A 23785-nucleotide genomic window follows, 5' to 3' on the forward strand; every position below is an offset into this window, starting at 1 on the left:
GGCGACGCGCCGCCTCCCGCGGCGCCCGGCGGACGCGGGTGGGCTCGGCGGGGTCGCGCCGCCCACCCCGGGCGCCGCGGTGACGGTCCGCCGCGCCGGAGCCCGCCCGCCGCCCTGCCGCTGGAGGTCGACACCGGCGGCTCCACCCAGGTGGCCGGACCCGGGCGCGGCGCTGCTGGTGGCCGCCGGGGTCGGCTGAGCGCCCGCGTGTCGCTCCCCGGACCGTGCCGCGTGTTGCGTCCCGGGGCCGTCGTCGGGGACGGTTACGGTTGCGGTCGAACACGCGTTCGGTGAGAGGGGGAGCGGGCATGCGGGTGCTCGGCATCGACCCGGGGCTGACCCGGTGCGGCTGGGGTGTGGTCGACGGCCGTCCCGGCGCGCGCCCGGCCGCCGTGGGCGTCGGCGTGATCCGCAGCTCCGCGGACCTGGACCTGGAGCTGCGGCTGCTGGAGCTGCACACCCAGGTCACCGCGCTGCTGCGCGAGCACCGGCCCGACGTCGTGGCCATCGAGCGGGTCTTCACCCAGAACAACAAGGGCACCGCCACCGGGACCGCGCAGGCGGCCGGGGTCGCGGCGCTGGCCGCGGCGCAGGCAGACCGGCCGGTCGCCTGGCACACGCCCAGCGAGGTCAAGGCGGCCATCTCCGGCAACGGCCGCGCGGACAAGGAGCAGGTCACCCTCATGGTCACCCGGGTGCTGGGGCTGACGTCGGCCCCCAAGCCGGCCGACGCCGCCGACGCGCTGGCGCTGGCGGTCTGCCACGTGTGGCGCGGCCCGGCCCAGGACCGGCTGCGGGTCGCGGCGATCGCCGGCGGCATCGGCGCGCCGGTGGTGCAGCGGACGCTGCCGCGCTGGCGGGGGGTGTCCCGGTGATCGCCTCGGTGAGCGGCCGGGTCGCCGCGGTCGGCCCCGAGGGCGCGGTCGTCGAGGTCGGCGGCATCGGCCTGGCCGTGCAATGCACGCCCGGCACCATCGCCCGGCTCGCGGTGGGGGAGGACGCCCGCCTGGCCACCAGCCTGGTCGTGCGCGAGGACTCCCTCACCCTCTACGGCTTCGCCGACGACGACGAGCGGCAGCTGTTCGAGCTGCTGCAGACCGCCAACGGCGTCGGCCCGCGGCTGGCGCAGGCGGTGCTGGCCATCCACCCGCCGCGCGAGGTCCGCCGCGCGGTGTCCACGGCCGACGTCAAGGCGCTCATGCAGGTGCCCGGCATCGGCAAGAAGGGCGCCGAGCGGCTGATCCTCGAGCTGCGCGACCGGCTCGGCGCCACCACCACCGACACCCAGCTGGACGGCCCCGCCCCGGCCGGCCTCGCGCCGGTCACCCCGGTGGCGCCCTGGCGCGACCAGCTGTCCTCGGCCCTGGTCGGGCTCGGCTGGTCCACCAAGGAGGCGGACACCGCGCTCACCGCCCTCGCCCCGGTCGCCGACGAGCAGCTCGCCGGCACCGGCCGGGTCGACGTCGCGCTGCTGCTGCGCCAGGCGCTGCAGCTGCTGGGCCGGTCGTGAGCGCCCCGTTCGACCGGTCGCTGACCGGCGAGGTGGAGTCCGGCATCAGCCGCGACTTCGCCGTCTCCCCGCAGGCCGGGGACGAGGAGCGGGTGGTCGAGTCCGCGCTGCGGCCGCACTCGCTCACCGACTTCATCGGCCAGCCCAAGGTCGCCCGCCAGCTCGCGCTGGTCCTCGAGGGCGCCAAGCGCCGGGGCCGCCCGCCGGACCACGTGCTGCTGTCCGGCCCGCCCGGGCTCGGCAAGACCAGCCTCGCGCTGATCATCGGCTCGGAGCTCGGCACCTCGGTCAAGATCACCAGCGGCCCGGCGATCGAGCGCTCCGGCGACCTCGCCGCGATGCTGTCCAACCTCGGCCCCGGCGACGTGCTGTTCATCGACGAGATCCACCGCATCGCGCGGCCCGCCGAGGAACTGCTGTACATGGCGATGGAGGACTTCCGGGTCGACGTCGTCGTCGGCAAGGGGCCCGGCGCCACCGCGATCCCGCTGGAGATCAACCCGTTCACCCTGGTCGGCGCGACCACCCGTGCCGGGCTGCTGACCGGGCCGCTGCGCGACCGGTTCGGCTTCGTCGGGCAGATGGAGTTCTACGAGCCGGCCGAGCTGCAGCAGGTGCTCGCCCGCAGCGCCGACCTGCTCGGCGTCGAGCTCACCGACGACGGCTCGGCCGAGATCGCCGGCCGCTCCCGCGGGACGCCGCGCATCGCCAACCGGCTGCTGCGCCGGGTGCGCGACTACGCCGAGGTCGAGGCCGACGGCCGGGTCACCCGTGCCGTGGCGCAGGCCGCGCTGGCGCTCTACGACGTCGACGACCTGGGGCTGGACCGGCTGGACCGGGCGGTGCTCGAGGCGCTGGTCGTGCGCTTCTCCGGCGGCCCGGTCGGCGTCTCCACGCTGGCGGTCGCGGTGGGGGAGGAGCCCACCACCGTCGAGGAGGTGTGCGAGCCCTTCCTCGTCCGCGCCGGCCTGCTCGCCCGCACCCCCCGCGGGCGGGTGGCCACCGAGGCGGCCTGGCGGCACCTCGGCCACCCGGTGCCGCGCGGCGGCATCCCCCTCGGGGGTGTCACAGCCGTCCCGCGTGACCCGGGCGCGTCGTCGGAACCGCTCTTCGACGCCTAGACTCATCGGCGCTGGCGCGCAACTCGGCCCTCCCCGGGCCGACCGGTCCCGGCCGTGCGATCCCGTGTCGGCGCGGACGGTGCCCCGCGCGCCACGACCGACGTACCCGAGCGGTCCCGACCCGGGCCGCACCGACCGCGTGCAGCCGACGCGGTAGAGAGGCACTCCCGTCGTGGAACTGTTCCCCCTGCTCCTGCTCGTCCTGGCGTTCGTGGCGCTGGTCGTGCTCCCCGCGCGGGCCCGCAAGCGCCAGCAGACCCAGACCCAGTCGGCGCTGGCGATCGGCGTGCCGGTCACCATGGCCGGCGGCGTGTACGGCACGGTGGCCGGTCTCGACGACCCGGCCACCATCCAGGTCCAGATCGCCCCGGGCGTCGTCGTGACCTACGCCCGGCAGGCGGTCCTCCAGGTCCGCCCGGTGGCCGGCGAGGTGCCCGGCCCGGTGGTGTCGGGGGAGACCGTGGTCGAGCCCGCCCCGGACGAGACCACGCCCCGGGACGACCGGCCGGGCGACGGCTCCACCGGCAAGACCCTCTGACGGAGGACCCGTGGCCAACCGCGCCCTGCCGGCACGCCGCTACTTCGGCGCGCTGGTCCTGATCGTGGCCGTCATGTACGGCCTGATCTTCCTCACCGGCTCCGACCGCACCCCCCAGCTCGGCCTGGACCTGCGCGGCGGGACCACGGTCACGCTGACCGCGCGCACGCCCGACGGGCAGGCGCCGGCACCCGAGGACCTCGAGCTCGCCCGCCAGATCATCGAGCAGCGGGTCAACGGCCTCGGCGTGGCCGAGGCCGAGGTGGTCACCGAGGGCGAGGCCAACATCGTCATCTCGGTGCCCGGCGACGACGGCGAGCAGGCCCGCGAGCTCGGCCAGACCGCCCAGCTGCGCTTCCGCCCGGTGGTCACCGGCCCCGAGGCGGCCGCGCCCGCCGAGAGCACCGACGGCGCGACGCCGAGCGACTCCGCGACGCCGACCGACGGCGCCACGCCGACGGACTCCGCGGCACCCACCGACAGCGCGGCGCCGACCGACGCGGCCACCCCGACCGACGCCGCGACGACGGACTCCGCCACCCCGAGCGACGGCGCGGTGAGCGACCCCGCGCTCGACCCGGACCGGCCCGCGGTGACCCAGGAGGAGGCCGCGGCGCAGTACGCGACGCTGACCTGCGCCCCCGAGGACACCACCAGCGAGGTCGCCCGCCCCGACGACTACGTCGCCGCGTGCAGCGAGGACGGCACGCAGAAGTACCTGCTCGGCCCGACGATCATCGAGGGCACCGAGATCGCCGACGCCAGCGCCGGCACGCAGCAGACCACCGGCGAGTGGGTCGTGCTGCTGGACTTCAACTCCGAGGGCCGCGCCACCTGGGCGGAGTACACCGCCGCCAACGTCGGCACCAACGTCGCCTTCACCCTCGACGGCCGGGTCGTCTCCGCGCCCACCATCCAGGGCGCCATCAACGGCCAGACGACGATCACCGGCTCGTTCGACCAGGCCGGCGCCGAGGAGCTGGCCAACCAGCTGCGCTACGGCGCGCTGCCGCTGACCTTCGAGCAGGCCACCGCCCAGTCGATCTCCACCGAGCTCGGCGCCGAGCAGCTCAAGGCGGGGCTCATCGCCGGCGCCATCGGCATCGCGCTGGTGTTCGTCTACGCGCTGGTCTACTACCGGCTGCTGGGCCTGGTCATGATCGTCAGCCTGCTGCTGTCGGCGGTCGTGGTCTACGCCAGCCTCGTGCTGCTGGGCCGGGAGATCGGGTTCACGCTGAGCCTCGCCGGCATCGCCGGGTTCATCGTCTCGATCGGCATCACGGCGGACTCGTTCGTCGTCTACTTCGAGCGCCTCAAGGACGAGATCCGCGAGGGCCGGACGCTGCGCTCGGCGGTGCCGCGCGCCTGGGTCCGCGCCCGCCGCACGATCCTCTCGGCCGACGCGGTCAGCTTCCTCGCCGCGGCCATCCTCTACTGGCTGGCCATCGGCGACGTGAAGGGCTTCGCTTTCACCCTCGGCCTGTCCACGGTCCTGGACCTGGTCGTCGTCTTCCTCTTCACCCACCCGCTGATGGCCGTGCTCGCCCGGTTCCGGTCGTTCGGCTCGAGCCGGTTCTCGGGCCTCGGCCAGGTCGACCGGTCCCTGCGCTCGGCCGCCCCGGCCGTGCGCGCGGAGCGCGAACTGGTCGGCGCCGGGTCGGGTGCCCGCGCGTCGCAGGACAGGAGCAGGGCATGACCGGCCGCAGGGACGACACGGGGCAGGACACCCCGGTGCCGGTGGGCACCGAGGCCGACGAGGCCCGCGCGGCCGGCGCGGCGGCGGCCGAGGACGCCGCCGCGGCCGCCGACGACGCCGCGCTCGCCGACGCCGGCCTGCCGGCGGAGGGCAGCGCGGCCCGCCGCCCCGGACGGCGGGCCTCCCTGGCGCACCGCCTCTACAACGGCGAGGCCGGCCTCGACGTCGTCGGCCGCAGCCGGCTCATCTACAAGGTCACCGCGGTGATCGTGCTGGTCTGCATCGCCTCGATGGTGTTCCGCGGCTTCAACTTCGGCATCGACTTCGCCGGCGGCAACAGCTTCCGGCTGCCCGGCGGCACGGACCAGCTGGAGCAGGTGCGCGAGGCCGCCACCGACGCCGGCGCCGACGTCGCCTCGGCGCAGGTGGTCGGCGGCGACGAGATCCTGCTGCGCACCGGCGCGCTGGACAACGAGGGCGAGCGGGCGGTCGTCGAGGCGGTGGCGGACGCCGCCGGCGTCGACGCGGGCGCCGTCAGCCCCGAGTCGGTGAGCGCCGAGTGGGGCCAGGACATCACCGACCAGGCGCTCATCGCGCTGGCGGTGTTCCTCGCCGCGGTCATCGCGTTCCTGGCCATCCGGTTCCAGCCGAAGATGGCCGTCGGCGCCATCGCCGCGCTGCTGCACGACCTCGTGGTCACCGCGGGCGTCTACTCGCTCGTCGGCTTCGAGGTCACGCCGTCGACGATCATCGGCCTGCTGACCATCCTCGGGTTCTCCCTCTACGACACCGTCGTCGTCTTCGACAAGGTCGACGAGAACACCCGCGGCCTGGCGCAGAGCGCGCGCATGACCTGGGGCGAGGCGGCCAACCTCGCGGTCAACCAGACCCTCATGCGCTCGATCAACACCTCGGTGATCGCGCTGCTGCCGGTGGCCGGGCTGCTGTTCGTCGGGGCGGGCCTGCTCGGCGTCGGCACGCTCAAGGACCTCGCGCTGGTGCTGTTCGTCGGTCTCGCGGCGGGCGCCTACTCGTCGATCTTCCTGGCCACGCCGATCGTCGCCGACCTCAAGGAGCGCGAGCCCGAGGTGGTCGCGCTGCGCAAGCGGGTGCTCGCCCGCCGCTCGGCCGCCGCCCGCCAGGGCGCCCGCGCCGCGGCCGGGCCGGTCGCCAGCGCCCGCCGGGCCCGCGGCGGCGCCCCCCGCGGCGGGGTGGCCCTCGCCGAGCGGGACGCCGGGTCGCTGGGCCCGGCGGAGGCCGACGTCGTCGTCGAGTCGCCGGCCTCGGTCGGTCCCGACGCCGGCCGGCCGCGCGGCGCCACCGCGGCGCCGCGACCGGGCGTCCGGCCGCAGCGGCCGGGCGGGGCGAAGAAGCGCCGGTGAGCACCGCCGAGGCGCTGCCGCCCCTCGACGAGCTCATCGCCTCGCTGGCCGTCGACGTCCCGGACTTCCCCGAGCCCGGGGTCGTCTTCCGCGACCTCACGCCGGTGTTCGCCGACGGCCCGGCCTTCCGCCGCATGGTGGAGGGCCTGGCCGCGCCGGTGCTGGTGGACCCGCGGGCGGCGGCGGTCGCGCACACCGACGACGGCCGCCCCGGCGACCCGGGCTTCGACGTCGTGGTCGGCGTCGAGGCCCGCGGGTTCCTGCTGGCCGCGGCGGTCGCGCTGCACGCCGGCGTCGGCGTCGTGCCGGTGCGTAAGGCCGGCAAGCTGCCCCGGGAGCGGATCGCCGCCGAGTACGTGCTCGAGTACGGCACCGCGACCGTCGAGATGCACACCGACTCGCTGCGCCGCGGGCAGCGGGTGCTGCTGGTCGACGACGTGCTCGCCACCGGCGGCACGCTGGCGGCCTCCGTCGCGCTGGTCGAGGAGCTCGGAGGCGTGGTCACCGCGGTGTCGGTGGTCGTCGAGCTGGCCGCCCTCGGCGGCCGCGAGCGCCTCGCCCCGCACGCCGTGCACACCCTCTGGACCACCTGAGGAGGAGCCCCGGCCCGGTGGCGCCGCACCCCTGGCGGGCGCGGCTAGCATGGTGCCGGTCGTTCCTCCTCAGCCTCCGCAGGAGTCGCCGTGGCACCCGACGCGCCCGCCACCCGCGTGGCTGGCGCGCGGCCCGAGGAGGACCCGGCCCCGCCGCAGGACCAGCGCGCCCCGCTGCCGTCCCGGCCGCTGGTCCGCCGGCCCGACGACGTCGGCAGCGAGCCGCCGGAGGAGGGCGCCCCCGCCCGCCCGCGCCGGGTGCGCGACCGGCTGGCCCGCCGCATCGTCGCCGGCCAGCGCAGCGAGGTCCGCCCGGTGCTCGAGCCGCTGGCCGCGCTGCACCGGCAGAGCCACCCCAAGGCCGACCTCGCGCTGCTGCAGCGGGCCTACGACGTCGCCGAGGCCGCGCACGCCACCCAGAAGCGCAAGAGCGGCGACCCCTACATCACCCACCCGCTGGCCGTGGCCACCGTGCTCGCCGGGCTCGGGATGGACACCACGACGCTGGTCGCCGCGCTGCTGCACGACACCGTCGAGGACACCGGCAAGACCCTCGAGGCCATCAGCGCGGACTTCGGCCCCGAGGTCGCCCACCTCGTCGACGGCGTCACCAAGATCGACAAGGTGAAGCTGGGCGACGCCGCCCAGGCCGAGACGATCCGCAAGATGATCGTCGCGATGGCCCGCGACCCCCGGGTGCTGGTCATCAAGCTCGCCGACCGGCTGCACAACATGCGCACGCTGCGCTTCCTCCCGCCGGAGAAGCAGGAGAAGAAGGCGCGCGAGACGCTGGAGATCCTCGCCCCGCTGGCCCACCGCCTGGGCATGAACACGATCAAGTGGGAGCTCGAGGACCTCGCGTTCGCCACGCTCTACCCCAAGCGCTACGACGAGATCGTCCGGCTGGTCGCCGAGCGGGCGCCCTCCCGCGACACCTACCTCGCCGAGGTGACCGCGGCGGTCACCGAGCAGCTCAAGGCGGCCGGCATCCAGGCCGTCGTCACCGGCCGGCCCAAGCACTACTACTCGATCTACCAGAAGATGATCGTCCGCGGCCGGGACTTCACCGACATCTGGGACCTGGTCGGCATCCGGATCCTGGTGGACACCGTCCGCGACTGCTACGCGGCGCTGGGCATCATGCACGCGCACTGGCAGCCGGTGCCCGGGCGCTTCAAGGACTTCGTCGCGATGCCGAAGTTCAACATGTACCAGTCGCTGCACACGACGGTCATCGGGCCGCAGGGCAAGCCGGTCGAGCTGCAGATCCGCACGCACGACATGCACCGCACCGCCGAGTACGGCATCGCCGCGCACTGGAAGTACAAGGAGAAGGCGCGGCAGGGCGGCAAGCCCGGCCCGGGGGAGTTCGGCGCCGCGAAGGCCGGCACGCCCGACGACATGCTGTGGCTGCGCCAGCTGCTGGACTGGCAGCGCGAGGCCCAGGAGCCCGGCGAGTTCCTCGAGACCCTGCGCTACGACCTGGGTCCGCAGGAGGTCTTCGTCTTCACGCCCAAGGGCGACGTCATGAGCCTGCCCGGCGGGTCGACGCCGGTGGACTTCGCCTACGCGGTGCACACCGAGGTCGGCCACCGCTGCATCGGCGCCCGGGTCAACGGCACGCTGGTCAGCCTGGACAGCAAGCTGTCCAACGGCGACGTCGTCGAGATCTTCACCTCCCGCTCGCCCACGGCCGGCCCCTCGAAGGACTGGCTGTCCTTCGTCGGCTCCTCCCGCGCGCGGACCAAGATCCGCCAGTGGTTCACCAAGGAGCGCCGCGACGACGCCGTCGAGGCCGGCAAGGAGGCCCTGACCCGCGCCATGCGCAAGGCGGGCCTGCCGCTGCAGCGGCTGCTCGGCGGCGAGGCGCTGGTCACGCTGGCCAAGGACCTCCGCTACGCCGACGTCACCGCGCTGTACGCGGCGGTGGGGGAGAACCAGATCTCCGCGGCGTCGGTGGTCGACAAGCTGATCACCGCGCTCGGCGGCGCCGAGGGCGCGGTCGAGGACATCGCCGAGACCGCGATCCCCACGCGGCGGCCGCTGCACCGCCGGCCGGCCAGCGGCGACCCCGGGATCGTCGTCCACGGGATGAGCGACGTCTGGGCCAAGCTCGCAAAGTGCTGCACCCCGGTGCCCGGCGACGACGTCCTCGGCTTCGTCACCCGCGGCGGCGGGGTGAGCGTGCACCGCACCGACTGCACCAACGCCGCGGACCTGCGGCGCAAGAGCGAGCGGCTGGTCGAGGTCGAGTGGGCCAGCCAGCCCGGCTCGGTGTTCCTCGTCTCGATCCAGGTCGAGGCGCTGGACCGGCACCGGCTGCTGTCCGACGTCACCAAGGCGCTGGCCGACGAGCGGGTCAACATCCTGTCGGCGTCGGTGCAGACCAGCCGCGACCGGGTGGCGGTCAGCCGGTTCACCTTCGAGCTGGCCGACCCCGCGCACCTGGGCGCGGTGCTGCAGACGGTGCGCAACGTCGAGGGCGTCTTCGACGTCGAGCGCGTCACCGCCTGAACGCCACCACCGCGTACAGCGGGTCCCCGGCGCCGGGCGGGGTGCGCAGCGACACCTCCGGCTCGGTGAAGGCGCCGGCGCGCCGCACCAGCTCGGCGACCAGCGCGCCGTGCTGCTCGTCGGTCGTCGCCAGCCAGCCGTGCACGGCCTTGGTGGGGAAGCAGCGGTTCGAGAAGGTGACCACCAGCGGCCCGCCCGGGCGCAGCACGCGCCCTGCCTCGGCGAGCACCTCGATCGGCCGGGTCAGGTAGTCGATCGACACGCAGCACACCGCGGCGTCGACGTCGCCGTCGGGCAGCGGCAGCCGCGGGTCGGCGTTGAGGTCCTGCACCACCCGCCCGGTGGCCGCGGGGTTGGCGGCGAGCTCGCGGGCGTTCATGCCGAGCACCACCAGCTCGGCCGGCGGGGTGCGGAAGTGCGAGACCCACGAGGACATGAGGTCCAGCACCCGGCGGGGGACCGGCGCCGAGCCGTCGATGCCGAGCTCCGCGTAGAGGTCGCCGACCGCGGCGATCGCGGCGTCGTCGATGTGGGTGACCAGCCGCGGCGGGCCGTAGAACTCCGCGTCGGGCCGCTCGTCGTCGCGCGCGAAGAACCCGGGCGGGAACCCCGCGTAGGCATCAGGTCGGGCGGTCACCGCCACGAGTGTGCCCTCCGGCCCCGTCCCGGGCCCCGCCCCGGGCCTGCGAGGGGTGGGGAGGACGGGGCCCTTCGTCCGTCATCCCACGGGGGTCATCGAGGTGACCGTCACCGGGACGGTGGGGGCGCCGCCGCCGGGCGAGGGGTCCAGCGAGCCGTCGTTGCCGTTGGCCGCCACCACGTCGAGGACGGCGAGGCCGCCGTCGTCGACGGTGCCGACGACGGTGTAGTCCGGCGGCAGCGAGCTGTCGCCCCAGACGAGGAAGAACTGGCTGCCGTCGAGGCCCTGCCCGCTGTTGGCCATCGCGACCGTGCCGCGGGGGTAGGTCTCGTCGCCGTCGACGTCGGTGGGGAAAGCGTAGGTGGGCCCGCCGGCGCCGGTGCCGGTCGGATCGCCGCACTGCAGCACCTGCAGGCCCTCGCTGTCGACCTGCCGGTGGCAGGAGGAGCCGTCGAAGAAGCCCTGCGCGGCCAGGTGGAGCATGCTCGCCGCCGCGCACGGGGCGCCGGCCCGGTCCAGGGTGAGCGTCAGCTCGCCCAGGCTGGTGGTCATCCGCAGCGCCGCGGTGCCCTCGGCGGGCACCTCGTCGTCGGGCGGGGCCACCTCCACGGCGTAGGGGTTGCCCGACCGGGCGGCCACCCACTCGCAGGCCACCGTCGCGGCGCCCGCACCGCCGCCCGCGGCGTCGCCGGTCCCGTCGGGGACCGGCGACGCCGAGCCGGGGACCGTGCCCGTGCAGGCCGACAGCGCCAGCAGGGCGCCGGTGACACCGGCGCCCGCCCGCGCCGGCCTCACGCGACGACGGTCATCGAGGTGATGGTCACCGGCAGGTTCGGGGCGCCGCCGCCGGGGCTCGGCTCGAACGAGCCGTCGTTGCCCGCCGCGGCGATGGTGTCGAGCACCGCGAGGCCCGCCTCGTCCACGGTGCCGACCGCCGTGTAGTCCGGGGGCAGGTCGGTGTCGACGAAGCAGAGGAAGAACTGGCTGCCCGTGGAGCCGGGCGTGCCGCTGTTCGCCATGGCGATCGTGCCGCGGGGGTAGGTCGTCTCCGGCGTGACCTCCTCGGCGAACTTGTAGGTCGGGCCGCCGGAGCCGGTGCCGGTCGGGTCGCCGCACTGCAGGACGCCGAAGGTCGGCTGGTTGACCTCGCGGTGGCAGGTGCTGCCGTCGAAGAACCGCTGCGAGGCGAGGAAGGCGAAGCTCGCCGCGGCGCAGGGGGCCTTGGCGCGGTCGAGGGTCAGGGGGACGTCGCCCTGGTCGGTGCTCATGAGCAGCTGCACGGTCCCGCTGGCCGGGGTGGAGGCCGGGTCCGGCGGGGTGCCGACGTCGGTCAGGTTCGGGTTGCCCGACGTGTCGGGCGCGTAGGTGCAGGTGACGGTTCCGTCGGCGTTGGTGACCGCCGGGGCCGCGGTCGCCTCGGTGCCCTCGGTGGCGGCGGCCGAGCTGCTGCTGGCGGCGGCCTGGGCGCTGTCGTCGTCGTCCCCGCCGAGCCCGGCCACCAGGGCCACCGCCCCGGCGACGAGCACGACGGCCATCACGGTCACCACGACGAGCAGGTTGCGACGGCGCTTGCGGGCGAGCTCGGCGCGCCGCTCGAGCTGGCGCTGCAGGCGGCGCTGGGCGGCAACCCGCCGCTGCTTGTTGGTCGGCACGGGTCGGGACACTCCTCGGACGGACGAGACGTTCCGCGGGGTCCGGACCCGGCCTCGGCCGCGCTCCGCGGTCTCCCCGCTGGTCGATCCGCGAGTGTAGGTGCCGCGCCTGTGGACCCTCGGTTGCCGGACCGGAGCGGCCCCGATCCCCCGCGTAACCTGCACGGGTGCTCATCCGCTCGTTCCCGGCCGGCGCCTTCGGCACCAACTGCTACGCCGTCGCCCCCGGGCCCGGCCAGGAGTGCGTCGTCGTCGACCCGGGCATGGACGCGGTCGAGCCGCTGGCCCGGGTGCTCGCCGACGACGGCCTCAAGCCGGTCGCCGTCGTCCTCACCCACGGCCACCTCGACCACACCTTCTCCGTGCTGCCCGTCTGCGAGGGCTACGACATCCCGGCCTACCTGCACCCCGACGACTCGGGCATGCTCGCCGACCCCGCGCGCTGGCACGGGCCGGCGCTGGCGCCGCTGATCACCGGCGTCCGGCTGCCCGACCCCACCGAGGTCGAGCCGCTCGCCGACGGCGCCGTCCTCCCGCTGGCCGGCGTCGAGCTGACCGTCCGCCACGCGCCCGGCCACACGCGGGGATCGGTGGTCTTCTCCCTCGACCTCGGGGAGGCCCCCGGCCTGCTGGCCGGCGACGTGCTGTTCGCCGGGTCGGTCGGCCGGGTGGACCTGCCCGGCGGCTCCTGGGAGGCGATGCTCACCTCGCTGCGCGAGGTGGTCCTGCCGCTGGACGACGAGACCGTCGTGCTGCCCGGCCACGGCCCGGCGACGACGATCGGGCGCGAGCGGGCGACCAACCCGTACCTGGCCGAGGCCGCGTCGGCTCCGAGGGGACGCGGACTGTGAGCGGGCTGAGCGCGCCCAAGGGCACCTTCGACGTCCTGCCGCCGGACTCGGCGCGCTTCCTCGCCGTCCGCGAGACGCTCACCGCGCCGCTGCGGCGGGCCGGCTACGGCTACGTCGAGACGCCGGTGTTCGAGGAGACCGCGGTGTTCTCCCGCGGCGTGGGTGAGTCCACCGACGTCGTGACGAAGGAGATGTACACCTTCGACGACCGCGGCGGCCGCTCGCTCACGCTGCGCCCCGAGCTCACCGCCGGGCTCATGCGCGCGTTCATCGAGCACCGGCTGCACACCGGGCCGCTGCCGGTGAAGCTGTGGACCGTCGGCTCGGCGTTCCGCTACGAGCGCCCGCAGGCCGGCCGGTACCGCCACTTCACGCAGGTGGACATGGAGGCCCTCGGCGTCGACGACCCCGCGCTGGACGCCGAGGTCGTGGCGCTGGGCGTGCAGGGGTTCCGCGACCTGGGCCTGCGGGACTTCGAGCTGCTGCTCACCTCGCTCGGTGACTCCACCTGCCGGCCGCAGTACCGCGAGCTGCTCGTCGCCTACCTGGAGAAGCTGGACCTCGACGAGGAGACCCGGCGCCGGGCGGAGATCAACCCGCTGCGGGTGCTCGACGACAAGCGGCCCGAGGTGCAGGCCCAGCTCGACGACGCCCCGCTGATGGTCGACCACCTGTCGGACTCCACGAAGGCGCACTACGACGCCGTCCGCCAGCACCTGACCGACCTCGGCGTGACCTGGACCGAGGCGCCCCGGCTGGTGCGCGGGCTGGACTACTACACGAAGACGACGTTCGAGTTCGTCCACCACGGGCTGGGCGCGCAGTCGGCGATCGGCGGCGGTGGGCGCTACGACGGGCTGTCCGCGGCGCTCGGCGGCCCGGACGTCAGCGGCATCGGGTACGCCGTCGGCGTCGACCGGACGCTGCTGGCCGTGCAGGCCGAGGGGCTCGACGTCGCCGCCGCGTCCGGCGTGCGGGCGTTCGTCGTGCCGCTGGGCGCCGACGCCAAGCGGCTGGCGGTCCGGCTGGTCGGGCAGCTGCGCGAGGCCGGTGTGTCCGCGGACACCGTCTACGGCGACCGTGGGCTCAAGGGCGCGATGAAGGCCGCCGACCGGTCGGGTGCCTCGCACGCGGTCGTCGTCGGCGAGCGGGACCTGGCCGAGGGCGTCGGCCAGCTGAAGGACCTGCGCACGGGGGAGCAGCGCGCCGTCCCCGTGGGTGACCTGTTCGAGGCGCTGAGAGCTGCGGTTGCTACGGGAGTGGTGAGCGAGTGATGGAGACCCGACCCCTGGGACGGACCGGCGCGGAGGTCGGCGTCGTCGGCCTGGGCACCTGGCAGCTGGGCGGTGACTGGGGCGACGTCGACGACGAGCGCGCCCTCGCCGTCCTGGAGGCGGCGCTCGACGACGGCGTGACCCTGCTCGACACCGCCGACGTCTACGGCGACGGCCGCAGCGAGGAGCGCATCCGCAAGGCGCTGGCCGCCCGGTCGGAGCGGCCGTTCGTGGCCACCAAGGCCGGCCGCCGCGCCGACCCGTTCGAGGCCGCGCAGTACACCCCGGAGAACCTGCGGGCCTGGGTCGACCGGTCGCGGCGCAACCTCGGCGTCGACACCCTCGACCTGGTGCAGCTGCACTGCCCGCCGACCGCGGTCTACTCCGACCAGCGGGTGTACGACGCGCTCGACTCCCTCGTCGAGGACGGCGCGATCGCGGCCTACGGCGTCTCGGTGGAGACCGTCGCCGAGGGGCTGACCGCCCTGGAGCACCCCGGCGTGGCGACGATCCAGGTGATCCTCAACGTCTTCCGCCGCAAGCCGCTGGAGGAGCTGCTGCCGGCCGCGGCCGCGCGCGGCGTCGGCATCCTGGCGCGGGTGCCGCTGGCCAGCGGCCTGCTGTCCGGGAAGTACGACGAGTCGACGACGTTCGGCGCCGACGACCACCGGAACTTCAACCGCAACGGCGACGCCTTCGACGTCGGCGAGACCTTCGCCGGCGTGCCCTACGAGGTCGGCGTGGCCGCCGCGCGCGAGTTCACGGCCGTCTGCGGTGACCGCTCGCCGGCCCAGGTGGCGCTGCGCTGGGTGGTCCAGCAGCCGGGCGTCACCTGCGTCATCCCCGGCGCCCGGTCGGTGGAGCAGGTGCGGTCGAACGTCGCCGCCGCCGACCTCGCGCCGCTGACCGACGCCGAGCTCGCCGACCTCGAGCGGCTCTACGACGAGCGCATCCGGCAGCACGTCCACGACCGCTGGTGATCCACCCTTCCCCGAGAGAGGCCTGACCGTGCTCCGCACCCACGACGCCGGCACGCTGCGCGCGTCCGACGCCGGTTCCACCGTCACCCTCGCCGGCTGGGTGGCCCGCCGGCGCGACCACGGCGGCGTCGTCTTCGTCGACCTGCGCGACGCCTCGGGCTACGTCCAGGTCGTCGTCCGCGAGGAGGAGGCGCACGCCCTCCGCAACGAGTTCTGCGTGCTGGTGACCGGCGAGGTCCGGCAGCGGCCGGCGGGCAACGAGAACCCCGAGCTGCCCACCGGCGAGATCGAGGTGGCCGCCGCCGAGCTGCGTGTGCTGTCGCCGGCGGCGCCGCTGCCGTTCCCGATCGAGACCGACCAGGCAGCCAGCGACGACGTCCGCTACAAGTACCGCTACCTGGACCTGCGCCGGCAGGGCCCGGCCCGGATCCTGCGGCTGCGCAGCGAGGTCAACCGGATCGCCCGCGGCGTCATGGCCGGCCACGGCTTCACCGAGGTGGAGACGCCGGACCTCACCCGCTCGACCCCCGAGGGCGCGCGCGACTTCCTCGTGCCGGTGCGGCTGCAGCCGGGCAAGTGGTACGCCCTGCCGCAGTCCCCGCAGCTGTTCAAGCAGCTGCTGATGATCGGCGGGCTGGAGCGCTACTACCAGATCGCCCGCTGCTTCCGGGACGAGGACTTCCGCGCCGACCGGCAGCCGGAGTTCACCCAGCTCGACTTCGAGATGAGCTTCGTCGAACGCGACGACGTCCTGGCCGTGGTCGAGGACGTCGTCCGGGCGCTGTGGCGCGAGCTGGCCTCCTACGACGTGCCCGAGATCCCGCGGATGACCTACCGCGAGGCGATGGACCGGTTCGGGTCGGACAAGCCCGACCTGCGCTTCGGCGTCGAGCTCACTGAGCTGACGGAGTTCTTCGCCGACACGCCGTTCCGGGTGTTCCAGGCGCCCTACGTCGGCGCGGTGGTCATGCCCGGCGGCGGCTCCCAGCCGCGGCGCGCGTTCGACGCCTGGCAGGACTGGGCCCGCTCGCGGGGCTACCGGGGCCTGGCGTACGTGACCGTCGCCGAGGACGGCACGCTCGGCGGCCCGGTGGCCAAGAACGTCTCCGACGCCGAGCGCGAGGGCCTCGTGGCCGCCGTCGGCGCGAACCCGGGGGACTGCGTGTTCTTCGCCGCGGGCCCGCGCCGGTCCTCCCAGGAGCTGCTCGGCGCCGCGCGCAACGAGATCGCCCGGCGGCTGGAGCTCGTCGAGCCCGGCTCCTGGTCGTTCCTGTTCGTCGTCGACTTCCCGATGTTCGAGGAGACCGAGGACGGCGACTGGACGTTCATGCACCACCCGTTCACCTCGCCCACCCCGGAGTGGCGGGAGCGGTTCGCCGAGGACAAGGCCAACGCGCTGTCGGACGCCTACGACCTCGTCGTCAACGGCAACGAGCTGGCCAGCGGGTCGGTCCGGATCGCGGACCCGGAGCTGCAGGAGCGGGTGTTCGAGACCCTCGGGATGTCCCGCGAGGAGGCCCGCGAGCGCTTCGGGTTCTTCCTCGAGGCGTTCGCCTACGGCCCGCCGCCGCACGCCGGCGCCGCGCTCGGCTGGGACCGGCTGACCGCGCTGCTGGCCGGGGTCGAGTCGATCCGCGAGGTCATCGCGTTCCCGAAGACCGGCGCCGGCTACGACCCGCTGACCGGCGCGCCAACGCCGATCACCGACGCGCAGCGCAAGGAGGCGGGCATCGACGCCGTCGCCGACGAGCCCGCGCTGCCCGGCGAGCCCGGCGCCCCCGGCCCGAGCGACCCGACCAGGTGAGGGCCCGGCCGGGCCGGCTGCTCAGCCGGCCCGGTCGGCCACCTCGGGCGGCCAGACGACGCGGAAGCGCTCGAACACGACCTCGAGCGCGTCGTCCCAGGTCTGCCCCCGGGCCTGCTGCGTGCGGGTGAAGTAGCGCAGGTGGCCCTCGAGCCAGCTCGCGCGGGTGCGGTCGTCCTCGCCCTCGTCCCACGCGAAGGCGTCGTCGACGCTGTCGAGACGGCCGATGCGCAGCTCGGTGCTGCGCAGGACCACGCGCGGGCGGCCCTCGCCGTCGCAGGCGATCCAGTGCCCGCCGATGCGGGGCAGCGGCACGCCCTCGTACGCGAAGTCCGCGACCAGGGCCGCGGTGGCCCGCTTGGTGCCGGCGAGCACCAGCCCGACCAGCTCGTCGGCGAGCGCGCGGCTGTCGCCGAAGCGCTCGACGGGCGGCTCGTCCTCGGGCGGGCCGCCCCCCGGCCGGCTCGCGGTGTACTCCCGCCACATCGCGGCGGCCTCCTCGCGGCGCGGCGCGGCCGGTGCGTCGTCGGTGCTCACCGGCCCATCCTCGACGCGCCGGGTGCCGCGGCGGGAGACTGCGCGCGCACGGACGGAGGTCTGCGATGCGCGTGGTGGTCGCCGCGATGCCCTTCGCCGGCCACGCGGCGCCCATGGCCGCGCTGGCCGGGGAGCTGACCGCCCGCGGGCACGAGGTGGTCGCCTACACCGGCCGGCGGTACGCCGCGCGGTTCACCGCGGTCGGGGCGTCCTGGCTGCCGTGGGAGCGGGCGCCGGACTTCGACGACACCGACCTGCGCGCGACCTTCCCGCAGGTGGGCGACGGCCGCGGCATGCGCGCGGTGGCCACGAACCTCGAGCACGTGTTCCTGCGCACCGGCGCGGGCCAGGCGCGGGACGTCGAGGCCGCCGGGCCGGTGGACCTGCTGGTCAGCGACCAGCTGGCGCTGGGCTGCAGCCTGGTCGCCGAGCGCACCGGGACCCCGTGGGCGTCGGTGTCGCTGGTGCCGCTGTCGATGCCGTCGCGGGACCTCCCGCCGTTCGGCACCGGCCTGCTGCCCGGGCGCGGCCGGCTCGGGCGGGCCCGCGACGCCGCGCTGCGGGCGCTGGTGGCGCGCACGCTGGTGCGCCGCATCGACGCCGTCCTCACCGAGGTGCGCGCCGAGGCCGGCCTGCCGCCGGCGCGGTCCACGGCGCTGGAGGCGTTCGCCTCGCCGCAGCTGGTGCTCGCCCACGGCGTCCCCGAGCTCGAGCACCCGCGCAGCGACCTGCCCCGTCAGGTGCACTTCGTCGGGCAGCTCGCGCCGCCACCCGCCGGACGCGAGCCGCCGTCGTGGTGGCCGGGGCTGCTCGCCGACGGCCGCCCGGTCGTGCACGTCACCCAGGGCACCTACGACGTCGACCCGCGCGACCTGCTCCTCCCGGCCCTGCGCGGACTAGCCGGCGCCGACGTCGTGGTCGCGGCCGCCACCGGGTCCGGAGCGCTGCCGGCGGACGTCGTGCCGCCGAACGCGCAGCAGGCGGAGCTCCTCCCGTACGACCTGCTGCTGCCGCGGACGGCGGTGGTGGTCACCAACGGCGGCTGGGGCGGTGTGCTGGCGGCGCTCGGGGCCGGGGTGCCGCTGGTGGTGGCCGGCGGCACGCTCGACAAGCCGGAGATCGCCCGCCGGGTGGCCGCCTCCGGCGCCGGCGTCGACCTGCGCACCGGCCGACCCGCGCCGCGGCAGGTGGCCGCCGCGGTGGAGCGGGTGCTCGCCGACCCCTCCTTCCGCGCGCGGGCGGCGGCCGTGGCGGCGTCCCTGGCCCGGCACGGCGGGGCGGCGGCCGCCGCCGACCTGCTGGAACGGCTGGTCGCCGAGGGCGGTCCGGTGGAGCGCGCCGACGCCGACCCGTGGGGTGTCGGGGGAGCGGTCGCGGGAGGCCGGTCCTAGGGTGCGGCGCATGCCGCTGCGCGCCCGCACCCTGCTCGGTCCCGGCCCCTCCAACCCCTACCCGGAGGCGACGGTCGCCCTCGGGCAGCCGCTGCTCGGCCACCTCGACCCGGTGTTCCTCGGCGTCCTCGACGAGACCTCCGAGCGGCTGCGCACCGTCTTCGGCACGGCCAACCGGCGCACGCTGCCGCTGTCGGCGACCGGGTCGGCGGGGATGGAGGCGGCGTTCGTCAACACCGTGGGGCCGGGCGACGTCGTCGTCGTGGCGGTCAACGGGCTCTTCGGCGAGCGGATGGTCGACGTCGCGTCCCGGTGCGGCGCCGAGGTGGTGCGGGTCGACCACGAGTGGGGCTCGCCCGTGGACGCCTCCCGGGTCCTGGAGGCGCACCCCGCGCCGAAGCTGATCGCCGCCGTCCACGCGGAGACCTCGACGGGCGTGCTGTCGGACCTGGAGCCGCTCGCGGCCGGCAAGGGCGACGCGCTGCTGCTCGCCGACTGCGTGACCTCGCTGGGCGGCATCCCGGTGCGGCTGGACGACTGGGGCGTCGACCTCGCCTACGCCGGCTCGCAGAAGTGCCTGGGCGTCGCGCCCGGGCTGGCGCCGTTCACCATCTCCGACCGCGCGTGGGAGCGGCGGGTGGAGAAGCCGCGCAGCTGGTACCTCGACCTCGGCATGCTCGGTGGCTACGCGGGGGAGGCGGCCGGGTCGGGTGGCCGCACCTACCACCACACCGCGCCGACCGGGATGGTCGTGTCGCTGCACGCCGGGCTCGGCCGGATCCTCGACGAGGGCCTGGACGCGGTGCACGCCCGGCACGCCGAGGCCGGCCGGCTGCTGCACGAGGGCCTGCAGGAGATGGGCCTGGAGCTGTTCGCCGCGGAGGGGCACCGGCTGCCGGAGCTCACCACCGTGCGGGTGCCCGACGGCGTCGACTCCGCGGCCGTCCGCAAGGAGCTGCTCGAGCGCTACGACCTGGAGATCGGCGGCGGCGTCGGCGCGTACGCGGCCACGGTCTGGCGGATCGGGCTCATGGGCCACAACGCCCGCCCCGACACGGTCGCCCTGGTGCTCGCCGCGCTGCGCGAGGTCCTGGGCCGCTGAGCCGGCGCCGCGAGTCGACCATCGGGTGCGTGCACGCGCGGGCGGTGTGCCGGCGCGTGTCGCGTGCACGCTTCCGACGATCACGACGGCGCGGTGCCGGGACGCCAGCCGCGGCTGAGCAGCGCGCCGCGGGACCGCTCTACCACCACGGCCGGCCCGGACAGGTGCCGTCCGGCGAAGCGCAGCACCAGCCAGCCGTCGGCCGCCATGAGCGAGTAGCGGTCGACGTCGCGCCCGAACTGGCCGGTGTCAGCGTGCTGCCGGCCCTCGTACTCGACGGCCACCCGGTGGCGACGCCGTCCCGGGGATCGCGGTCACCGTGCTGCAGTCGGTGCTGCCGCCGTCGGTGTACGTGTCCGGCCTCGGCACCGCGCTGGTCTGGCTGCATGCCCTCCTGCCGGCGACGGCGCTGGTCGTTGTCGGCGTCCGGCCGGGAGCGCGGCTGGTGCTGTGGCCGGTCGTCGTGCTGGTCGCGTGGCTGGTCGGCCCGGCGCTGACCGCGGTGGCGTGGTGGGAACCGCTGCTGCGTCCCGGCACGGGCCTGCCGCGGACGCTCGGCGACGCGCTCGCGGGGGCGTGGCAGGTCTTCGGCCTGGCGGCGTCCCCTCTCGGCCGGGACTGGGGACCGTGGGTCGCCGCCGTGGTCCTGGCGGTGTTCGTGGCGGTGCTGCTCGACGGCCACCGCCGCGCCCAGGCGGGATCCGCCCCCGTGAGTTGATCATCGGGTCGTTGCCGCTGACACGTGCGGGCACGCCGGCGGGAGCGGCAACGAGACGATGATCGACTCCAGGCGGGGACGTCCACAGGCGCCGCGGTGTCCACAACCGTCCGTCACCGCCCGCCCGGCGCCGGCCCCGGCGGCACGGTCCCGCCATGGACGACGTCGAACTCCCGTTGGTCCACACCTGGTCGGAGGCACGCGCGGCCGGGGCGCGGCGGCGGCAGGTGGCCACGGACGGGCGACGGCTCACCCGCGGGCTCTACCTCTCCGCCGCCGCGGAGCAGAGCCTTCCAGCCCGCTGCCGCGCCTGGACCCGGCTGCTCCCCCCGGACGCCGCCTTCGGGCTGGGCACCGCGGCGGCCCTGCTCGGCGGGCACACTGACCCTCCACCTGAGGTCGAGGTCGTGTTGCGGCCCCGGCCGGTGCTGCCGCAGCGGCGCGGGCTGGCGGTGCACGTCCGGGACCTGCGCGCGGAGGACGTCACCGAGGTCGCGGGCCTGCGGGTCACCTCCGGTGCGCAGACCTTCCTCGACCTGGCGCCACGGCTCCCACCGGCTGAACTGGTCGCCGTGGGGGACGCGCTGCTCCGCGCCGGGCGCCTCGACGCGGCGGCGCTCGATCGACGCCTCGGCCGAGCCGGCCGGACCCGGGGCGTCGTCCGTGCGCGGGAGTGCGCGCCGCTGCTGTCCCCGGGCGCGATGTCCCGTCCGGAGTCGCTGCTGCGCTACTGGCTGGTGACCAGCGACCTGCCCGAGCCGCAGGTGCAGGTGCCGGTCCTCGACCGGTGGGGCCGGGTGGTCGCGCACGCCGACCTCGGGTACGCCGAGCACCGGCTGGTGATCGAGTACGAGGGCCGGCAGCACGCCGAGGCGGAGCAGTTCGGCCGCGACGTCGACCGGTACTCGCTGATGGCCGCTGGCGGGTGGCTGGTGCTGCGCTTCGCCGGACGGCACCTGGGCGGGCCCGCCGTCGTCGTCGAGCGCACGCGGCGGGCGCTGCTCAGCCGCGGGTGGCGCCCGGCGAGTTGATGACCGGGATGTTGCCGCCGACACGCGCGGGCACGCCGGCGCGCACGGCAACCAGCCGATGGTCGACTCAGAGTCGGCCCGGTCAGGAGCCGTTCAGGCGGGCCAGCTGGTCCCGGGTGAGCCCCAGGTCGGCCGCGGCGGCCGAGTCCTGGATGGACGCCGGCCGCGACGCGCCGGGGATGGGCACGACGACGTCGGCCTGGGCGAGGTGCCAGGCCAGCGTCACCCGGTACACCGACACGCCCAGCTCGGACGCGACCTCCGCGAACGCCGGCGCGGTGGCCGACAGCGACCCGGCCGCGGTCACACCGCCGAACGGGCTCCACGGCAGGAACGCGAGCCCGTGCGCCGCGCAGTGCTGCACCTCGCCGGCCGAGAACCGCCACCCCGGCGAGAACTGGTTCTGCACGGCCGCCAGCGCCGGGCCGACGATGGAGCGGGCGACGTCGATCTGCGCGACGTCGGCGTTGGAGATGCCGACCATCTGCACCAGGCCGTCGTCGGCGAGCTGCCGCAGCGCGCCCATCGAGTCCTCCCACGGCGTGTCCGGGTCGGGCCGGTGGTACTGGTACAGCCCGATCGCGTCCACGCCCAGCCGCCGCAGCGAGGCCTCGCACGCCCGCCGCAGGTGGGCCGGCGACCCGTCGAGCTCCCAGTCGGTGCCCCGCCGGGTGTGCCCGCCCTTGGTCGCCACGAGCACCTGCGAGGGATCGCCGCCCCAGGAGGCCAGCGCCTCGGCCACGAGCGTCTCGTTGTGCCCGAACTCGGACTCGTCGCGGGCGTAGGCGTCGGCGGTGTCGACCAGGGTCACGCCGGCGTCCAGCGCCGCGTGGACGACGGCGACCGCCTCCTCGCGGGTCGGCCGGTCGGTCTTGGTCGACAGGGGCATGGCCCCCAGGCCGATCGCGCTGACGGTGCGGTCTCCGATGCGTCGCTGCTGCACGGGGCTGTCGTGCCCCGCGGGTAGCGTCGCTACCCGTGACGAGCCTGTTCGACGAGCCGGCGGAGGCCGGGAGCGACGTCGTCGACCCGGGCGCGCCGCTGGCGGTGCGCATGCGCCCGCGCTCCCTCGACGAGGTCGTCGGCCAGTCCCACCTGCTCGGCCCGCGGGCGCCGCTGCGCCGCCTGGTGGAGGCCGACGAGCCGATGTCGCTGGTCCTCTACGGCCCGCCGGGCACCGGCAAGACGACGCTGGCGCACGTCATCTCACTGGCCACCAAGCGGCAGTTCGTGCAGCTGTCGGCGCTCGACGCCGGCGTCAAGGAGGTCCGGGCGGTCATCACCGCGGCCAAGCGGGAGCTCACCTACGCCGGCCGGCGCACCGTGCTGTTCATCGACGAGGTGCACCGGTTCTCCAAGACCCAGCAGGACTCGCTGCTGTCGGCCGTCGAGGACCGCATCGTCAGCCTGATCGCCGCCACCACCGAGAACCCGTTCTTCTCCGTCGTCAGCCCGCTGCTGTCCCGCAGCCTCGTGCTCGCGCTGCAGCCGCTGTCCGACGACGACGTCCGCACGCTGCTGCACCGGGCGCTGACCAGCGACCGCGGGCTCGGCAGGGCGCTCACGCTGAGCCCCGAGGCCGAGGAGCACCTCGTGCGCGTGGCCGGCGGCGACGGGCGCAAGGCGCTGACCGCGCTGGAGTCCGGCGCGGGTGCTGCGCGGGCCGCAGGTGCGGCCGAGATCGACCTGGTCACCCTGGAGACCGCCGTCGCGCAGGCGGCGGTGCGCTACGACCGCCAGGGCGACATGCACTACGACGTCGCCAGCGCGCTGATCAAGTCGATCCGCGGCAGCGACGTCGACGCCGCGCTGCACTACCTCGCCCGCATGGTGGTGGCGGGGGAGGACCCGCGGTTCATCGCCCGCCGGCTGGTCATCTCCGCCAGCGAGGACATCGGCATGGCCGACCCGACGGCGCTGCAGACCGCGGTCGCCGCCGCGCAGGCGGTGCAGCTCATCGGCATGCCCGAGGGGCACTTCCCGCTGGCGCACGCCGTCGTCCACCTGGCCACCGCCCCCAAGTCGAACGCGGTCACGGTGGCGATCGGCGAGTCGGTGGCCGACGTCCGCGCGGGCCTGGGCGGGCCGGTCCCGGCCGGCCTGCGCGACGCCCACTACGCCGGGGCCAAGAAGCTGGGCCACGGGTCGACCTACGTCTACCCGCACGACGCGCCCGACGGGATCGTGCCGCAGCAGTACCCGCCCGACGGGCTGGTCGGCCGCGACTACTACCGGCCTACACCCCGCGGCGCGGAGGCGGGCATCGGCGCCCGCCTGGGCAAGCTCCGGGCGATCGTCCGCCGGCACCCGCGGGAGAGCCGGGGCGCGGACCGGGCGGGCCGCGGCGCCTGACGGGCCGGCGTCGTCCGGCGCACCCGATGGGCGCCGGAGGCCGCGACTACTGTTGCCACGCCGGTCGTTGCCGACCACGCCGGCCGCCGACGGAGAAGA

23 protein-coding genes are annotated in these 23785 nt (G+C 75.6%); 17 read left to right on the forward strand and 6 right to left on the reverse strand.

Annotation, left to right across the window (positions count from 1 at the left end; genetic code table 11):
- Positions 1 to 308 precede the first annotated feature (308 nt).
- From ruvC to ACI79Z_RS12070, 8 genes are all read left to right on the forward strand, one after another.
- Positions 309 to 875 carry a crossover junction endodeoxyribonuclease RuvC gene (ruvC, locus tag ACI79Z_RS12035; protein ID WP_387986744.1) on the forward strand — a complete coding sequence of 189 codons (567 nt, stop codon included), beginning with the start codon at positions 309 to 311 and terminating at the stop codon, positions 873 to 875.
- Complete coding sequence (gene ruvA, locus ACI79Z_RS12040) at positions 872 to 1510, forward strand: Holliday junction branch migration protein RuvA (protein ID WP_387986746.1); 639 nt, start codon at positions 872 to 874, stop codon at positions 1508 to 1510. Before ruvC ends, ruvA begins: the two co-directional genes overlap by 4 nt.
- A complete protein-coding gene (gene ruvB, locus ACI79Z_RS12045) occupies positions 1507 to 2631 on the forward strand; it encodes a Holliday junction branch migration DNA helicase RuvB (RefSeq protein WP_456902765.1) in 1125 nt (374 codons plus the stop codon). The genes ruvA and ruvB overlap by 4 nt, the downstream gene beginning before the upstream one ends.
- Positions 2632 to 2803: 172 nt before the next feature.
- Positions 2804 to 3169 carry a preprotein translocase subunit YajC gene (locus tag ACI79Z_RS12050; protein ID WP_387986749.1) on the forward strand — a complete coding sequence of 122 codons (366 nt, stop codon included), beginning with the start codon at positions 2804 to 2806 and terminating at the stop codon, positions 3167 to 3169.
- Between the two features lie 10 nt (positions 3170 to 3179).
- A complete protein-coding gene (gene secD / locus ACI79Z_RS12055; RefSeq protein WP_387986752.1) occupies positions 3180 to 4865 on the forward strand; it encodes a protein translocase subunit SecD in 1686 nt (561 codons plus the stop codon).
- Positions 4862 to 6247 (forward strand): protein translocase subunit SecF, encoded by a 1386-nt coding sequence (gene secF / locus ACI79Z_RS12060; protein ID WP_456902766.1) that lies wholly within the window; start codon positions 4862 to 4864, stop codon positions 6245 to 6247. The genes secD and secF overlap by 4 nt, the downstream gene beginning before the upstream one ends.
- Positions 6244 to 6840: an adenine phosphoribosyltransferase gene (locus ACI79Z_RS12065; RefSeq protein ID WP_387986756.1), complete on the forward strand. Its 597-nt coding sequence runs from the start codon at positions 6244 to 6246 to the stop codon at positions 6838 to 6840. Before secF ends, ACI79Z_RS12065 begins: the two co-directional genes overlap by 4 nt.
- Positions 6841 to 6930: 90 nt before the next feature.
- Entirely contained in the window at positions 6931 to 9354 is a 2424-nt protein-coding gene (locus ACI79Z_RS12070) for a RelA/SpoT family protein (RefSeq protein ID WP_387986759.1), read from the forward strand.
- On the opposite strand, the gene ACI79Z_RS12075 is transcribed toward ACI79Z_RS12070, so the two are convergent.
- The 3 genes from ACI79Z_RS12075 to ACI79Z_RS12085 form a co-directional block, all read right to left on the reverse strand.
- The gene (locus ACI79Z_RS12075; protein WP_387986762.1) at positions 9344 to 9991 is read right to left on the reverse strand and encodes a class I SAM-dependent methyltransferase; all 648 of its coding nucleotides are present in this window, start codon (positions 9989 to 9991) and stop codon (positions 9344 to 9346) included. The genes ACI79Z_RS12070 and ACI79Z_RS12075 overlap by 11 nt on opposite strands.
- A gap of 81 nt (positions 9992 to 10072) precedes the next feature.
- The gene (locus ACI79Z_RS12080) at positions 10073 to 10789 is read right to left on the reverse strand and encodes a peptidylprolyl isomerase (protein ID WP_456902767.1); all 717 of its coding nucleotides are present in this window, start codon (positions 10787 to 10789) and stop codon (positions 10073 to 10075) included.
- Positions 10786 to 11646, reverse strand: coding sequence for a peptidylprolyl isomerase (locus tag ACI79Z_RS12085; RefSeq protein ID WP_387986768.1), 861 nt, complete (start codon positions 11644 to 11646; stop codon positions 10786 to 10788). The genes ACI79Z_RS12080 and ACI79Z_RS12085 overlap by 4 nt, the downstream gene beginning before the upstream one ends.
- Positions 11647 to 11813: 167 nt before the next feature.
- Here ACI79Z_RS12085 and ACI79Z_RS12090 point away from each other — a divergent pair, with 167 nt between their 5' ends.
- The 4 genes from ACI79Z_RS12090 to aspS are packed head-to-tail and all read left to right on the forward strand — an operon-like array spanning position 11814 to position 16555.
- Positions 11814 to 12497: an MBL fold metallo-hydrolase gene (locus tag ACI79Z_RS12090; protein WP_456902768.1), complete on the forward strand. Its 684-nt coding sequence runs from the start codon at positions 11814 to 11816 to the stop codon at positions 12495 to 12497.
- Positions 12494 to 13771, forward strand: coding sequence for a histidine--tRNA ligase (gene hisS, locus ACI79Z_RS12095; protein ID WP_387986773.1), 1278 nt, complete (start codon positions 12494 to 12496; stop codon positions 13769 to 13771). Before ACI79Z_RS12090 ends, hisS begins: the two co-directional genes overlap by 4 nt.
- A complete protein-coding gene (locus tag ACI79Z_RS12100; protein ID WP_456902769.1) occupies positions 13771 to 14751 on the forward strand; it encodes an aldo/keto reductase in 981 nt (326 codons plus the stop codon). Before hisS ends, ACI79Z_RS12100 begins: the two co-directional genes overlap by 1 nt.
- 28 nt (positions 14752 to 14779) lie before the next feature.
- Positions 14780 to 16555: an aspartate--tRNA ligase gene (gene aspS, locus ACI79Z_RS12105; protein ID WP_456902770.1), complete on the forward strand. Its 1776-nt coding sequence runs from the start codon at positions 14780 to 14782 to the stop codon at positions 16553 to 16555.
- A 21-nt stretch (positions 16556 to 16576) separates the two neighbouring features.
- On the opposite strand, the gene ACI79Z_RS12110 is transcribed toward aspS, so the two are convergent.
- Positions 16577 to 17092 carry an ASCH domain-containing protein gene (locus tag ACI79Z_RS12110; protein WP_456902771.1) on the reverse strand — a complete coding sequence of 172 codons (516 nt, stop codon included), beginning with the start codon at positions 17090 to 17092 and terminating at the stop codon, positions 16577 to 16579.
- 65 nt (positions 17093 to 17157) lie between these two features.
- Between ACI79Z_RS12110 and ACI79Z_RS12115 the strand changes: the two genes are divergently transcribed.
- Together ACI79Z_RS12115 and ACI79Z_RS12120 are read left to right on the forward strand one after the other, a co-directional pair.
- Positions 17158 to 18483, forward strand: coding sequence for a glycosyltransferase (locus ACI79Z_RS12115; RefSeq protein WP_456902772.1), 1326 nt, complete (start codon positions 17158 to 17160; stop codon positions 18481 to 18483).
- Between the two features lie 10 nt (positions 18484 to 18493).
- Complete coding sequence (locus ACI79Z_RS12120; RefSeq protein WP_456902773.1) at positions 18494 to 19585, forward strand: pyridoxal-phosphate-dependent aminotransferase family protein; 1092 nt, start codon at positions 18494 to 18496, stop codon at positions 19583 to 19585.
- A gap of 80 nt (positions 19586 to 19665) precedes the next feature.
- On the opposite strand, the gene ACI79Z_RS12125 is transcribed toward ACI79Z_RS12120, so the two are convergent.
- Positions 19666 to 19869, reverse strand: a complete 204-nt coding sequence (locus ACI79Z_RS12125) for a hypothetical protein (RefSeq protein WP_456902774.1) — start codon at positions 19867 to 19869, stop codon at positions 19666 to 19668.
- A gap of 35 nt (positions 19870 to 19904) precedes the next feature.
- Between ACI79Z_RS12125 and ACI79Z_RS12130 the strand changes: the two genes are divergently transcribed.
- Both ACI79Z_RS12130 and ACI79Z_RS12135 read left to right on the forward strand, forming a co-directional pair.
- Positions 19905 to 20303: a hypothetical protein gene (locus ACI79Z_RS12130; protein WP_456902775.1), complete on the forward strand. Its 399-nt coding sequence runs from the start codon at positions 19905 to 19907 to the stop codon at positions 20301 to 20303.
- A 155-nt stretch (positions 20304 to 20458) separates the two neighbouring features.
- Positions 20459 to 21334, forward strand: a complete 876-nt coding sequence (locus tag ACI79Z_RS12135) for an endonuclease domain-containing protein (RefSeq protein ID WP_456902776.1) — start codon at positions 20459 to 20461, stop codon at positions 21332 to 21334.
- A gap of 82 nt (positions 21335 to 21416) precedes the next feature.
- Here ACI79Z_RS12135 and ACI79Z_RS12140 read toward each other — a convergent pair whose 3' ends face one another.
- Entirely contained in the window at positions 21417 to 22277 is an 861-nt protein-coding gene (locus ACI79Z_RS12140; RefSeq protein WP_456902777.1) for an aldo/keto reductase, read from the reverse strand.
- A gap of 35 nt (positions 22278 to 22312) precedes the next feature.
- Between ACI79Z_RS12140 and ACI79Z_RS12145 the strand changes: the two genes are divergently transcribed.
- Entirely contained in the window at positions 22313 to 23686 is a 1374-nt protein-coding gene (locus ACI79Z_RS12145; protein WP_456902778.1) for a replication-associated recombination protein A, read from the forward strand.
- Positions 23687 to 23785: the final 99 nt, after the last annotated feature.

Source organism: Geodermatophilus sp. SYSU D00663 (assembly GCF_054050655.1).

Bases quoted from the DNA above. Each gene is read 5' to 3' on its own strand.
- ruvC (WP_387986744.1), top strand. From the start codon at position 309: ATGCGGGTGCTCGGCATCGACCCGGGGCTGACCCGGTGCGGCTGGGGT.
- secF (WP_456902766.1), top strand. From the start codon at position 4,862: ATGACCGGCCGCAGGGACGACACGGGGCAGGACACCCCGGTGCCGGTG.
- ACI79Z_RS12100 (WP_456902769.1), top strand. From the start codon at position 13,771: ATGGAGACCCGACCCCTGGGACGGACCGGCGCGGAGGTCGGCGTCGTC.
- ACI79Z_RS12115 (WP_456902772.1), top strand. From the start codon at position 17,158: ATGCGCGTGGTGGTCGCCGCGATGCCCTTCGCCGGCCACGCGGCGCCC.
- ACI79Z_RS12120 (WP_456902773.1), top strand. From the start codon at position 18,494: ATGCCGCTGCGCGCCCGCACCCTGCTCGGTCCCGGCCCCTCCAACCCC.
- ACI79Z_RS12135 (WP_456902776.1), top strand. From the start codon at position 20,459: ATGGACGACGTCGAACTCCCGTTGGTCCACACCTGGTCGGAGGCACGC.